The organism is Ottowia sp. VDI28, from assembly GCF_049532675.1.
In the GTDB taxonomy this organism is placed as follows: Bacteria; Pseudomonadota; Gammaproteobacteria; order Burkholderiales; family Burkholderiaceae_C; genus Ottowia.
The window spans coordinates 2,575,003-2,587,604 of the sequence record NZ_CP149820.1 but is presented as its reverse complement, the minus strand read 5'-3'; the positions used below and the strand labels follow the sequence as shown (position 1 = coordinate 2,587,604).

The 12,602-nt window shown below is 64.3% G+C and carries 13 protein-coding genes; 9 read left to right on the top strand and 4 right to left on the bottom strand.

The window, feature by feature from the left end:
- Positions 1-48: 48 nt before the first annotated feature.
- Together WJU18_RS12375 and WJU18_RS12370 are read right to left on the bottom strand one after the other, a co-directional pair.
- Entirely contained in the window at positions 49-513 is a 465-nt protein-coding gene (locus tag WJU18_RS12375) for a (2Fe-2S)-binding protein (protein ID WP_423460346.1), read from the bottom strand.
- A 10-nt stretch (positions 514-523) separates the two neighbouring features.
- Positions 524-673, bottom strand: a complete 150-nt coding sequence (locus tag WJU18_RS12370) for a hypothetical protein (RefSeq protein WP_423460345.1) — start codon at positions 671-673, stop codon at positions 524-526.
- Between WJU18_RS12370 and WJU18_RS12365 the strand changes: the two genes are divergently transcribed.
- Both WJU18_RS12365 and WJU18_RS12360 read left to right on the top strand, forming a co-directional pair.
- A complete protein-coding gene (locus tag WJU18_RS12365) occupies positions 672-986 on the top strand; it encodes a DUF2322 family protein (protein WP_423460344.1) in 315 nt (104 codons plus the stop codon). The genes WJU18_RS12370 and WJU18_RS12365 overlap by 2 nt on opposite strands.
- Before the next feature lie 149 nt (positions 987-1,135).
- Entirely contained in the window at positions 1,136-2,803 is a 1,668-nt protein-coding gene (locus WJU18_RS12360; protein ID WP_423460343.1) for a flavin-containing monooxygenase, read from the top strand.
- Positions 2,804-3,008: 205 nt separating this feature from the next.
- Here the strand turns inward: WJU18_RS12360 and WJU18_RS12355 are convergent, their stop codons facing one another.
- Both WJU18_RS12355 and WJU18_RS12350 read right to left on the bottom strand, forming a co-directional pair.
- Entirely contained in the window at positions 3,009-3,785 is a 777-nt protein-coding gene (locus WJU18_RS12355; protein WP_423460342.1) for an IclR family transcriptional regulator, read from the bottom strand.
- A 28-nt stretch (positions 3,786-3,813) separates the two neighbouring features.
- Positions 3,814-4,359, bottom strand: coding sequence for a nuclear transport factor 2 family protein (locus WJU18_RS12350; RefSeq protein ID WP_423460341.1), 546 nt, complete (start codon positions 4,357-4,359; stop codon positions 3,814-3,816).
- Positions 4,360-4,458: 99 nt separating this feature from the next.
- Between WJU18_RS12350 and WJU18_RS12345 the strand changes: the two genes are divergently transcribed.
- The 7 genes from WJU18_RS12345 (at position 4,459) to WJU18_RS12315 (ending at position 12,552) form a co-directional block, all read left to right on the top strand.
- A complete protein-coding gene (locus WJU18_RS12345) occupies positions 4,459-5,217 on the top strand; it encodes an SDR family NAD(P)-dependent oxidoreductase (protein WP_423460340.1) in 759 nt (252 codons plus the stop codon).
- Between the two features lie 14 nt (positions 5,218-5,231).
- Positions 5,232-7,319 carry an acetate--CoA ligase family protein gene (locus WJU18_RS12340; protein WP_423460339.1) on the top strand — a complete coding sequence of 696 codons (2,088 nt, stop codon included), beginning with the start codon at positions 5,232-5,234 and terminating at the stop codon, positions 7,317-7,319.
- A gap of 41 nt (positions 7,320-7,360) precedes the next feature.
- The gene (locus tag WJU18_RS12335; protein WP_423460338.1) at positions 7,361-8,134 is read left to right on the top strand and encodes an enoyl-CoA hydratase/isomerase family protein; all 774 of its coding nucleotides are present in this window, start codon (positions 7,361-7,363) and stop codon (positions 8,132-8,134) included.
- 116 nt (positions 8,135-8,250) lie between these two features.
- Entirely contained in the window at positions 8,251-8,913 is a 663-nt protein-coding gene (locus tag WJU18_RS12330; protein ID WP_423460337.1) for a TetR/AcrR family transcriptional regulator, read from the top strand.
- A gap of 129 nt (positions 8,914-9,042) precedes the next feature.
- Complete coding sequence (locus tag WJU18_RS12325; RefSeq protein WP_423460336.1) at positions 9,043-10,014, top strand: tripartite tricarboxylate transporter substrate binding protein; 972 nt, start codon at positions 9,043-9,045, stop codon at positions 10,012-10,014.
- A gap of 77 nt (positions 10,015-10,091) precedes the next feature.
- Positions 10,092-10,865, top strand: a complete 774-nt coding sequence (locus WJU18_RS12320; RefSeq protein ID WP_423460335.1) for an SDR family NAD(P)-dependent oxidoreductase — start codon at positions 10,092-10,094, stop codon at positions 10,863-10,865.
- Between the two features lie 40 nt (positions 10,866-10,905).
- A complete protein-coding gene (locus WJU18_RS12315) occupies positions 10,906-12,552 on the top strand; it encodes a 3-(methylthio)propionyl-CoA ligase (protein WP_423460334.1) in 1,647 nt (548 codons plus the stop codon).
- The last annotated feature ends 50 nt before the right edge of the window (positions 12,553-12,602 follow it).

Genomic DNA, 12,602 nt, shown 5'->3' with positions numbered 1-12,602 from the left:
GATGAGCGGGAAGGTAGGCTTGAAAATGCATATTGGTCTCCCTCTCGTTCAGGCGGCCAGCGTCTTGGCGGCGTCATGAATGGCCGCACGAATGCGCGCGTAGGTGCCGCAACGGCAGATGTTGCCGGCCATGGCGGCATCGATATCCGCATCGCTCGGCTTGCGGTTGTTCTTGAGCAGCGCGGCGGCGCTCATGATCTGGCCGCTCTGGCAGTAGCCGCATTGGGCCACGTCGTGGCGGACCCAGGCTGCTTCCACAGCCTTGCCCACCTTGTCGGCGGCCTGCGCTTCGATGGTGCTGATCTGCTGGCCCTCAGCTGCCGAAACCGGGGTGATGCACGAGCGGATCGCTTGCCCATTCAGATGCACGGTGCACGCGCCGCAGAGCGCCATGCCGCATCCGAACTTGGTGCCGGTCATGCCGAGCGTGTCGCGCAGGGTCCAGAGGATGGGAGTTGAAGGATCGACGTCGACAGACGTCGGCTTACCGTTGAGGGTGAACTGCACAGGCATGGGAGGCTTCCTATTTGGCTTTTTGGGATTGCACGAATTTATTGTGCGCTTTTTTCGTGTTGCCGGCAGTTGGCGGGCGACCGTTCTTTTTGCTTTCCGGGATCGCCACCACGCTTGAGGTATGGTGCGGCCTTTCCCATTTGCTTTCAGGAGTTCCCATGGCTTTTGCCGACAATCTGCGCCAACTTCCATCCATCGCTCATCTGGCAGCGATTGAACTGATCGACGATAAAGGCCATGTAGTGGCCCAGATCCCCAATCAACCCGGAAAAGCAGGATCCCTGAGCGTGTACGCGGCGCTCGCGGCCAAACATGGCAGCATCAATGCCGCCGCGGCGCAGGAAGGGCTGGAGCTGTTCGCGGAGCACACGGAAGACGCACGCCAGCATCCCGGCAGCCACCCCAATATCGACCGGCTGCTGGAAGTCATCGCCAGCGGCAAGAGCTATACAGTGAAAGCCATCGCGGCTTGACCGCCCACGGTTTCATCCCTTTGTCTCTTTACCCACGTATGTGATATTGGGGCACATAAGCGCGTTTTACTTGCCGACCGGCTAGTGCCATTTCATCATCCTGAGCTAGCCCCTCGAGGCGAAGTACATCAACAGTTCAGGAGATACACATGGCGCTCGCGTCCACCCCTTCCTCGTCTTCCCCGCAAAGCCCCTCCACCTCCCCTCAGCGCCGCGACATCCTCATCGTCGGAGGAGGCTTCGGCGGCATGTACGCGGTCTACAAGTTCCGTGAAATGGGTTTGCAGCTGCAGGCCTTCGAAGCGGGCGGCGATGTGGGCGGGGTGTGGTACTGGAACCGTTACCCCGGCGCGCGCGTGGATCTGCCAAGCATTGACTACAGCTACTCCTTTTCGCCTGAGATCGAGCAGGAGTGGACGTGGTCGGAGCAATTCGCTGCCCAGCCGGAGTTACTGCGCTACATCGACTTCGTGGCCAAGCGGCTGGATCTGCGCCCGCACTTCCAGTTCAACACCCGTGTGACCAGCGCGACGTGGGACGAAAGCCGGCAACTGTGGGTCGTGAAAACCGACCGCGGCGAAACCTACGAGGCCCCCTACTGCGTCATGGCGACGGGCCCGCTGTCGATCCCGAAAGAGCCTGATATTCCCGGCGTGAAGCGTTTCAAGGGCCGCCTGCTGCATTCCGCGCGCTGGCCGCATGAGCCCGTGGATTTCACGGGCAAGCGCGTGGGTGTGATCGGCACGGGTTCCACCGGCATCCAGGTGGTGCAGGATGTGGGTCCGCAGGCCGGTGAACTCTTCGTGTTCCAACGCACGCCCAGCTTCACCATGCCCATGCGCAACGAGACGCTCACACCCGAGTATGTAGACGAGGTCAAGCGCAACTATGCTGGTATCCGCGAGATCGCGCGCTCCAGCACGGTAGGCGGCTCGCGCCCGCAATCCACGCGCGCTTTCTTCAGCGTGACGCCCAACCAGCGCCGCGTGCTGCTGGAAGACGCCTGGAAGCAAGGCGGCCTGTCCATGCTCGGCACTTTCGCCGACCTGATGGTCAACGCCGAGGCCAACGAGCATGTGGCCGAGTTCGTGCGCGGCAAGATCGGCGAAGTCGTGAAAGATCCCAAGACCGCCGAGGCGCTCAAGCCCAAGGGGTATCCGATCTTCGCGCGCCGCCCCTGCCTGGACACCAGCTACTACGAGACCTACAACCTCCCCAACGTGCATCTGGTGGACTGCATCACGGACCCCATCGTGGAAATCACCGAAAAGGGCGTGCGCAATGAGTCGGGCGAGACCGAACTCGACATCCTCATCCTGGCGACCGGCTACGACGGCCTGACAGGTGCCATGATGGCCTTCGATGTAACTGGCCGTGACGGGCGCACCGTGCGCCAGAAGTGGCAGGACGGCCCGCGCTCCACCTTCGGCCTGATGCTTGAGGGCTTCCCCAACCTCTTCATGACCACCGGTCCCAACGGCCCTTCCGCGCTGGCCAACATCATCCGCATCAGCGAGCATGACGTGGATTGGATTGCCGATGCGATCACACACCTGAAGAAAAATGGCCTCGCCACCATTGAGCCCACAGTGCAGGCCGAAGACGCCTGGATGGAGATCGTCAGGGGCATTGCCCAGCGTTCGCTGATCAACAAGGCCAAGACCTGGTGGGTGGGCGCCAACGTGAAAGACAAGCCACAAGGCCTCACGATGTTCACGGGCGGCTTCCTGAAATACAGGGAGTACTGCGCCGTGCCATCGGCCAATGGGTATCGGGATTTTCAGTTCGAACCGCAAATGGAAGCAGTGGCTGCCTGAGCGGCAAGGCCGGGGAGAGGCGACCCCGGCCTTTGACTTTCAATCAAGAGCAGAAGGTCAAATAAAAGCACTGCCTCAATTAGCCGCCGTGAAAGCCCTCACAGGATGGCCTGCCCCGCCCAGCCCTCCCGGATGGCCGTACCCCCCAGAGGGAGAGGGAGTAAGAGAACCAGAACCGAAGGCAATGCAGCGCCGCTACCTGAGATCAAGCCTCCCAGGGCAAGGGGCCTCGGCGCTGCACCGAGGCCACCGCGCGGCGCAGCGCGGCAGAGTAGCGTGCCCGGTGAGAGCGCATCCGGTCCAGGATGCCGCCCAAGCCGAGTACCACGGGCTGCTCATTGATTGCTACGGGAACCAGCGAGCACATGGTGGCACCGCCGGCAAAAGGCGTGCCCTCGATATAGACCCGAGGCTCTCCCTTGAGCGCCACGATATTCCGCACCGTCTGCTGCACGTTCACGCGCTCCGAGGGTTTGGCGATAGCGATGTTCGCCCTGCGCACCAGCCGCTCGATCTGCTCAGGCGAGCGGGTGGACGCCAGCATCCAGCCCAGGGACGATTGCACGAACGGCCGCATGATCCCCTCTTCCGTGTAGAAACGCATCGGGTGCGTGGACTGGATCACGCGGATGTACTGCAGGTACACATCATTCAGCAGCCCCAGCGACACCGTCTCTCCTGTGGCGTTGTGCAGATCCCGCATGGCCTCCAGCAACTGCTCGTTGCCGCCCAGCAGCGCAGGGCCGATCCAATCACCCAGCGCGGCCACCCGCAATGTGGGAAAGTACAGGCGGCGCACGCGGTCGTAGTTCACATAGCCCAGCGTGGTCAGGCTCTTCAGGAGTGCCGTGGTGCTGGACTGCGGATAACCCAGCGCGGCCACGATCTGCCCCAGCGAACGCGGGGCGCGCTCGCAGCGGAAATAGTCGAGCAGCTCCAGCGCGCGGGCCGCCGATTTCACAGTGGATGAGGCGGAGCTCATGCAGGCGCACTCCCTTGAAGATCAGTTCTTAGCTTCCCAGCGAAGCCAGCAGAGCATAGACCGGATCATCGCTGCGCTTCAAGGAGCCTACCGGCATGCGGATGCCAAAGCGCTCCGCCTCCGTTCCCTCGGGCGTACCCATGTGACGCAGCCAGTCATACACCACGGTACGGGCCGCGATGCGCCACTCATTGTCCCGCTTCTCGAAGCGGTCCACATAGCGGCCCGCCAGAAAGACCTCGCGCGAAACACCTTCCGGATCCCGGTCGCGCTGCAAGGCCATGAAGTAGGTTTCCACCGCGGCCTGCGCGCCCGCGAGCGTGATGGACATATTGGAGATGCTGTGCACGGAGCGCTCACCATCGGCGGCGAGCTTCTTCACCGCCCAGTCGATGAAGCCGGTCGCACTCCCCTGATAGGGGCCGTGCCGATCCGTCGCGTCTGGCCAGTAAGCGCTGCGCAGCGCTTCTTCGTCCTGGCGGTCAATGCCGCGGCAGTAGCGGAACATGCATTCGCGAATCGCTTCGCGGTCCATCAATTCCCCGAGCTGCCGGGTGAAGTCTTCCGTCGACATAGGGTATCTCCTAGGTAGTTGTTGGATCACTATCCATCGTTATCCTATTGCATTTTACTAACCGGCAGGTAGAATTTTTCAACAGTTAAGGAGACCGAAATGGGAACACGCTTGAAGGGCAAGGTTGCCCTGGTCACAGGTGGCGCGCAAGGTATCGGACGCGCGATCTGTGAGCAATTCATCGCGGAAGGCGCCACCGTTGGCGTGCTCGACATCAAGGGTGAGAACGCCGAGAGCGCCGCACAGGCGCTCCGCGAAAAAGGCGGCCAGGCCCACGCCTATGCCGGCAACGTGGCCGAGCGCGCTACCTTCGAGGCCGCCGTAGCGGATCTGGAAAAAACCTACGGCCGCTTCGACATCCTCGTCAACAATGCCATCTGGGTGCGTTACGGCGCCATCGACTCCATCACACCCGAGATCCTGCAGCGCATGACGGCCACGGGCTTCCATTCCGTGGTGTGGGGCATTCAGGTGGGTTCGGCCGCCATGGCCCGCTCGGGTGGCGGATCCATCGTCAATATCGCGTCTGCCGCTGCCTTTCTGGGCTCGACGCAGGGCATGATCTACTGCGGCGTGAAGGCTGGCGTGTTGGGTCTCACACGCTCCGCCGCGACCGATCTTGGCAAACAGAAGATCCGTGTCAACGCCGTCTGCCCAGGCACTGTGCTGACCGAAGGCGTGCGCATCAACATCAACGCCGAGATGGAAGCCAAGCGCCGCGCGCGTACGCCCATGGACCGGCTCGGCGAGGTCGAAGACATCGCCAACGCCGCGACCTTCCTGGCTTCGGACGAAAGCACTTTCATCACCGGCGAATCGCTGCTTGTCGACGGCGGCGTGACGCACGCCTTCATGTAAGTTTTTCCCGCACCATGCACGCACTGCACCCTCTTTTCTTCCCGACGGCGGTGGCGCTGATCGGCGCCTCCTCAGACCCTGAGCGCATTGGCGGACGCCCGCTGCGCTTCCTGCTCGAAGCGGGTTTCGCGGGCAAGCTGTATCCCATCAACCGCAGCGGTGCGGCGGAGATCCAGGGCCTGCCCGCCTATAAGAGCCTCACCGATGTGCCCGGCCCGGTGGATCACGCCATCATTGCCGTGCCTGTTCCTGGTGTGGAGGCCGCGCTCAAGGAATGTGCGGCCAAGGGAGTCAAGGCGGTGCAGGTGCTCACGGCGGGCTTCGCGGAGGTCGATGCAGCCGGCGCCGAACTGCAGGCAAGGCTGGTCAGCATCTGCCGGGAGGCCGGCATGCGCATGGTGGGCCCCAATTCGCTGGGCCTGTTGAACCCTTCCCAGAATTTCTTCGCCACGTTCTCCACCGCGCTCAACGGCCTACGCCCCAAGCACGGTGTGATTGGCCTGGCAACCCAGAGCGGCGCCTTCGGCTCGGCCACCTATGGCATGGCCACGCTGCGCGGCATCGGTCTGTCGCGCGTGATTGCCACCGGCAATGAGGCCGATGTGGATGTCGCCGAGTGCATCGACTACCTGGCCGAAGATGCGGACACCCGTGTCATCTGCGCCGCGCTGGAAGCCTGCAAGGATGGCGCGCGCCTGCGCGCCGCGCTGTGCAAGGCCGCTGCTGCCGGCAAGCCCGTGGTGATCATGAAGATCGGGAGCACCGAAGTTGGCGCGGCCGCGGCTGCCACGCACACCGGCTCTCTGGCCGGCAATGACGCCGTCTACGACGCCGTTTTCGCCGAATGCGGCGCACACCGCGCGCAGTCCGTGGAAGAGATGCTGGACATCGCGCACCTGTGCGCCGTGACCGGAAGCTTGCCCGCCAATGAGGATATCGGCATCATGACCGGCTCCGGCGGCATCGGCATTTTGATGGCCGACAACGCCACCGAGCTGGGCATGAAGCTCCCCGCTCTCAAGGACAATGCCGCCGCCGCTCTGCGCGAGCTGCTGCCCTATGCCGTGCCGGCCAACCCGTTCGACACCACGGCGCAAGTCACCTCCGTGCCCGACGGCGTGCCGCGCACGCTCGAGGCCATGCTGCTTCCCGGCTCGCCCTACGGGAGCCTCTTCGCCTATCTGGCGCACGTGGGCCTCTCGCCCGTGCGCTTCCAATCCACCGAAGATCGTCTCATCGAAATCCACCGTGCCCACCCGGATCGCACGCTGGTCATCGTCATGCTGTCCGAAGACGCCGTGACGCAGCGCCTGGAAGCGGCCGGGGTGGCCGTGTTCGCCGATCCCACACGCGCTGTGCGCGCCGTCGCCGGTGCCGCGCGCATGGCACGCTTGCGGCGCCAGATGAGCCTGAATACGGCCGCGCCTCTCGGCAAGGTGAATGCGCCGCTGTCGGCCGCGACTGAAACAGAAGCCAAGACGCTGCTGAGCGCGGCCGGTATTCCGGTGCTGCCTGAGAAAACCTGCGCCAGCGCGGCCGATGCCGTGGCCGCTGCCAACGCGATGGGCTACCCCGTGGTCGCCAAGATCGTCTCGGCGGACATTCCGCACAAGACCGAGGTAGGCGGGGTCATCGTGGGCGTGCAAGATGCCGCGGCAATGGCCGAGGCCTATGAAACCCTGCTTGCCCGCGCCGCCGAGCGGGCGCCACAAGCCCGCATCGACGGCGTGCTGGTCGCGCCCATGGTGCGCGGCGGGGTGGAGACCATCATTGGCATTCACATGGATCCGGTTTTCGGCCCCATGGTCATGTTCGGCCTGGGCGGCACGGCAGTGGAGCTGTACAAGGATGTGGCCTTCGCCTCCGCGCCCATCAGCCCGGCGCAGGGCATGGCCCTGATCGACTCGGTGCGCGCGTCCGCCCTGCTCAAAGGCTGGCGGGGCGGCCCGCAGTATGACGTGCAGGCCCTGGCCGAGGCGCTGAGCCATCTCTCCGCCTTCGCGGTGCGCCACGCCGATCACCTGACCGGCATCGACATCAATCCCTTCGTCGTGCAGATCAAAGGCGCCGTGTGCCTGGATGCCCTGATCTCCACGCACTGACTCCACGCACCGATCCTCCTTCCAACCGAAAGACCACCATCATGGAATTCAAGACTCTCCAAGTGCAGATCGCGGACGGCATCGCCGTCGTGACGCTGAACCGCCCGCCCGTCAATGCGCAAAATGCCGAACTGCGCTCCGACGTGATCGAGTGCTTCGACACGCTCAGCGACATGGCCGAAGTGGCCTGCATCGTGATCACGGGTTCCGGCAAGACTTTCTCGGCTGGCGCCGACATCCGCGAGCGCCCCAACCTGGCTGAGAAGCCGGGCGCCTACGGCCGCCACAACCGCCTCACGCGCGAGTGCCACTACGCCATGGTGGAGTGCTCCAAACCCATCATCGCGGCCATCAACGGCCCTGCGCTAGGGGCGGGTTTCGGCCTCGTCATGGGTGCCGACATCTGGGTCGCCTCCGAGAACGCCTATGTTTCCATGCCGGAAATCAATGTGGGCCTGGCTGGCGGCGTCACCTACCTGCAAAAGTACTTCAGCCAATCGCGCGCGCGCCGCATGTTCTACACCGGCATGCAGGTGTCGGCACAGGAGCTGTACCGCCTGGGTCTGGTGGAAGCCTGCCTGCCCCCTGACGAGCTGATGCCCTATGCCATGGGTATCGCACGCGAAATCGCCTCCAAGAGCCCGGTCGCCCTGCGGCTGGCCAAGGAAGCGGCCCGCATGACCCTGTCCATGCCCCAGCGCGAAGCCTACCGCTACGAGCAGGGCAACACGGTGGCCCTGTCCAAGACGGAGGATGCGCGCGAGGCCCAGATGGCCTTCCTGGAAAAGCGCGCCCCTGTCTACAAAGGCCGCTGAAACGCCGCCCCGGAAGCCTCAGCCGCTACCTCTCTATGATGGTCTACTGAAAATTAACCTACCAGAAGACCTACGACCATGTCCACGCGCAAGGCAGCAGCCCCTCTTCCGCCCCCATGGAAACGCCCGATCCCCTTGATTCGCGCGAAAACCAGTTGCTGGCCATCGCCCGCACACTGTTCGCGCGCCATGGCTACGACCGCACTTCGCTGCGGGATATCGCGGAAGAGGCCAAGATCACCAAAGCCGCGCTGTACTACTACTTTCCGAACAAGGACGCCTTGTTCGAGCGCGTGGTGCTGGAATCGCTGCAGTCGCTTTACGACGAGACTTCGGCCGCCGTCGCCCGGGCCCAAACGCCCACGGAGCGCATCCGCGCCTTCATGGAAGCTTCGGCCCATGTGCAGGATCATGGCCGCGACCGCTGGATTGCCGGCTCGAACGCCTTCTGGCAGGGTGCCAAGGAAGGCCAGCGGCTGGCGGCGCTCAAGCTGCGCGACAGCTATGAGCAACTGCTGCGCCAATGCATCACCGAAGGCGTGGCCTCCGGCGAGCTCCGCCCCGTGGATCCAGCGATGACCGGCCGCCTCTTGCTGTCGGCCCTCAACCACATGCCCCGTTGGCACAAGCCCGGCGGCAGACTCAGCGCCACCGAGGTCATGCAACAGTTCCTGGACATCCTGATGAACGGGCTGGTGCAGGACACGGCGGCCTCTTCTTCCGCCGCCCGTCCGGCTGCCCATCCGCCGGCCCGGAAACGAAAGCCTGCCACGGCCTGAGGCCGCCGGCACCTTCCCGAAGACCACCAGAGAACACCTATGCAAGAGACAAACGCCTTTTCTTTGGCTTCTACGACTTACTTGTCGACAGGTAAAACACCTATTGCCAATAGGCTGCGGCGGGGCCTGATGGGAGCCTTGCTGGCCACCGCCGCCATGACGATGACGCCTTCCCTGGCGCTGGCGCAAGCGAAGGCGGCTGCATTTCCAGGTGGCCCGGTCACCCTGATCGTGCCCTACGCCGCCGGAGGGTTGACCGACAACCTGGCCCGCGCGCTAGGCCAACGCCTGACCGAGAAATGGGGCCAACCCGTGGTGGTCGACAACCGCGCAGGCGGCGGCACCGTCATCGGCACCGCCGCCGCGGCCCGCGCGCCCGCCGACGGCCATACGCTGCTGGTCACCAGCTTCGGCTTCACCACGAATCAGTTCATGGTGCGCAACCTGCCCTACAAGCAAAGCGCCCTGGAACCTCTGGCGCTGATTTCGGTGGCGCCCTCCATCTTGTTCGTGCACCCCTCTGTGCCGGCCAACAACATTCCCGAGTTGGTGAACTACATGAAGTCGTCGCCAACGCCATTGACCATTGCCTCCTCCGGTAATGGCTCAAGCCCCCACATCGCGGCGGAGCTGTTCGCGTCCATGGTGGGCACGCCGATCACGCACGTGCCCTACCGCGGCAACGGCCCAGGCATCAACGATCTGTTGGGTGGCCAGGTGCAGGCCATGTTCGACTCTAAGGCCTCGTTGTCCTATGTCAAGGCAGGCCGCCTGAAGGCACTCGGCGTGGCCACGCTGCAGAAATCCTCGCAAGCCCCCGACCTCACGCCGATCGCTCAAGCGGGTGTTCCCGCGCTCAGCAAGTTCGCCACCGGCAGCTGGTTTGGCGTGCTGGTGCCCGAAGGCACGCCGCGCGAGATCCAGAACCGCCTGTATACGGACATCCGCTCCATCCTGGAGACCAAATCCATGCAGGAAGCCATCGACCGCTCGGGTACCGAGCCCGCGCTCATGACCCAAGCCGAGTTCGCGGCCTACCTCAAAGCCGAAGGCGAGAAGTGGGGCCCCGTCATCCGCGAGAAGAACATCCGGCCGGATTGAGGGGCCGCCCCATCCGCTCAACCCACCTGCCCCGTCTGCCTCATTCGCATCGCGATTTCACCTGACTGCCTGACACGATGACCGCACACCCGCCCTTCCTCCCGACAGACGCCCAGATCGCCGAGCGCCTGGCCGGCCGCCGCATTCTCGTCACCGGCGCCGCCTCCGGTATCGGCCGCGCCATCGCGGAGCTCTTCGTGCGTGCTGGCGCCCGAGTGGCGGCGCTGGACCGCAAGCAACCCGAGGCACTGGCGGGCACCGCTGACCAATCCATCGCCTGCGAGGCGGACATCACCGACCCCGAGGCCGTGGAACGCGCCGTGCAGCAAGCCGTCAGCCGCTTCGGAGGATTGGATGGCGTGGTCAATGCGGCGGGCATCGCCAACACCGATTGGGCCGACGCCATCTCGCTGGAAGACTGGAAACGTGTGATCGACGTCAATCTCACGGGGACCTTCAATGTCTGCCGCGCTGCCCTGCCGCATCTGCGTGCAGCCGGCACCGGCACCATCGTGAACCTCTCTTCCGGGCAAGGGCTGCAACCCTTCAAGCAGCGCAGCGCCTACGCCGCATCCAAAGCGGGCGTGATTGCATTTTCCAAATGCATGGCCATGGAATGGGCACCGCTGGTACGCGTGAACACGATCTGCCCCGGCGCCGTGGACACGCCCATGGTGCGGGCCGGCTATACGCCGGAGGTGCTGCGCGCACAGGTAGGCCCACGCTACGCGCTGGAGCGCATCGGCGAGCCGCAGGAGATCGCCATGGCGGCGCTGTACCTCAGCAGCGCCGAATCATCTTTCGTGACAGGCATCGTGCTCGCTGTGGACGGCGGCCGTAGCTATCACTGACCACTGATCACTGATCTCTCACGGTTCCAAGGAGTACCCCATGCAAGGCTTGATGCAGCAACACCAACTGCTGCTCTCCGGACTCATCGATCACGCGGCGGCCTTTCACGGCGAACGCGAGATCGTCTCGCACCTGGTTGACGGCAGCACGCACCGCAGCAACTGGCGCGAAGTGCAGCAGCGCGCCAAGCGCCTGGCCAACGCGCTGACCACCCTGGGTGTTCAGCCCGGTGACCGCGTGGCCACATTGGCCTGGAATACGCACCGCCACGTGGAACTGTATTTCGGCGTCTCGGGCATGGGCGCGATCACGCACACCGTGAACCCGCGGCTGTTCCCGGAACAGATCGTCTATATCCTGAACCACGCCGAAGACGGCTACATCTTCTTCGACACCAGCTTCGCCGAGTTGCTCGCCGGCCTGGCGCCACAACTGCAGCACGCCAAGGGCTTTGTCGCCATGTGCCGCCGCGACCAGATGCCCGCGGTCTCGCTGCCGAACCTGCTGTGCTACGAAGACTTGCTCGAAGCCGCCTCGCCCGAATACACCTGGCCGCGCTTCGACGAAAACACGGCATCCTCCCTGTGCTACACCTCCGGCACCACAGGCAACCCGAAAGGCGTTCTCTACAGCCACCGCTCCACGGTGCTGCACTCCTTCACGGCCTGCACCACCGATGGCCTGGGCTTGTCGGCGCGGGACAGCGTGCTGCTGGTGGTACCGCTGTTCCATGTCAACGCCTGGGGCATCCCCTACGCCGGCGCCATGTGCGGCGCCAAACTGGTGCTGCCCGGCCCCAACCTGGCGGGTGACAACATCTGGCGCCTGCTGCGCGAGGAGCGCTGCAACTTCTCACTCGGGGTGCCCACCGTGTGGCTGGGCCTGTTCGACTATGTCGAGCGCAACCGCGACAAGCTGGATCTTTCCGAGATCGCGCTCAAACGCCTGGTCGTCGGTGGTTCGGCCTGCCCGCGCGCCATGATCGAGAAGTTCGAGACCCTGTTCGGCGCCTACGTGATCCATGCCTGGGGCATGTCGGAAACCAGTCCGCTGGCCAGCATCGGCACCTTGCTGGACAAGCACCAGGGCATAGACCTGCAGCAGCGCTTCGATATCCAGGCCAAGCAAGGCCGCGCCATCTATGGCGTGGACATCGAGATTTTCGGCGAAGACGGCAAACCCCTGCCTCACGACGGCAAGGCCTTCGGCGACCTCAAGGCGCGCGGCCCCTGGGTAGCCTCGGGCTACTACCGGGCCGAAGGCGCTTCAGTCCTGGACGCAGACGGTTGGTTCGCCACTGGTGACGTGGCCACGCTGGATGCGGACGGCTTCGTCCAGATCACCGACCGCTCCAAGGACGTGATCAAGTCCGGCGGCGAATGGATCTCCTCCATCGATCTGGAGAACGCGGCCGTAGGCCATCCCGCCGTGCAAGAGGCCGCCGTGATTGGCGTGGCTCATACGCGCTGGCAGGAACGCCCGCTGCTGCTGATCATGCTCAAGACGGGCCAGAAAGCCACGCGCGAGGACATCCTGGCCTTCATGGAAGGCAAGGTGGCCAAGTGGTGGATGCCCGATGACGTGGTGTTCGTGGACACCCTGCCCCATACCGCCACCGGCAAGCTGCAAAAACTCAAGCTGCGCGAGCAGTTCCGCGGCTACACGCTGCCCACCGACAAGGGCTGACCGGCCCCCTCCACCTATCCAGCAATACCGCCCGCCGGGCGGCATGCATT

Excerpts from the sequence above, each read along its gene's own strand:
- WJU18_RS12365 (WP_423460344.1), top strand. The coding sequence starts at position 672 with ATGGCTTTTGCCGACAATCTGCGCCAACTTCCATCCATCGCTCATCTG.
- WJU18_RS12350 (WP_423460341.1), bottom strand. The coding sequence starts at position 4,359 with ATGTCGACGGAAGACTTCACCCGGCAGCTCGGGGAATTGATGGACCGC.
- WJU18_RS12355 (WP_423460342.1), bottom strand. The coding sequence starts at position 3,785 with ATGAGCTCCGCCTCATCCACTGTGAAATCGGCGGCCCGCGCGCTGGAG.
- WJU18_RS12345 (WP_423460340.1), top strand. The coding sequence starts at position 4,459 with ATGGGAACACGCTTGAAGGGCAAGGTTGCCCTGGTCACAGGTGGCGCG.
- WJU18_RS12360 (WP_423460343.1), top strand. The coding sequence starts at position 1,136 with ATGGCGCTCGCGTCCACCCCTTCCTCGTCTTCCCCGCAAAGCCCCTCC.
- WJU18_RS12315 (WP_423460334.1), top strand. The coding sequence starts at position 10,906 with ATGCAAGGCTTGATGCAGCAACACCAACTGCTGCTCTCCGGACTCATC.
- WJU18_RS12325 (WP_423460336.1), top strand. The coding sequence starts at position 9,043 with ATGGGAGCCTTGCTGGCCACCGCCGCCATGACGATGACGCCTTCCCTG.
- WJU18_RS12320 (WP_423460335.1), top strand. The coding sequence starts at position 10,092 with ATGACCGCACACCCGCCCTTCCTCCCGACAGACGCCCAGATCGCCGAG.
- WJU18_RS12370 (WP_423460345.1), bottom strand. The coding sequence starts at position 673 with ATGGGAACTCCTGAAAGCAAATGGGAAAGGCCGCACCATACCTCAAGC.
- WJU18_RS12340 (WP_423460339.1), top strand. The coding sequence starts at position 5,232 with ATGCACGCACTGCACCCTCTTTTCTTCCCGACGGCGGTGGCGCTGATC.
- WJU18_RS12330 (WP_423460337.1), top strand. The coding sequence starts at position 8,251 with ATGGAAACGCCCGATCCCCTTGATTCGCGCGAAAACCAGTTGCTGGCC.
- WJU18_RS12335 (WP_423460338.1), top strand. The coding sequence starts at position 7,361 with ATGGAATTCAAGACTCTCCAAGTGCAGATCGCGGACGGCATCGCCGTC.
- WJU18_RS12375 (WP_423460346.1), bottom strand. The coding sequence starts at position 513 with ATGCCTGTGCAGTTCACCCTCAACGGTAAGCCGACGTCTGTCGACGTC.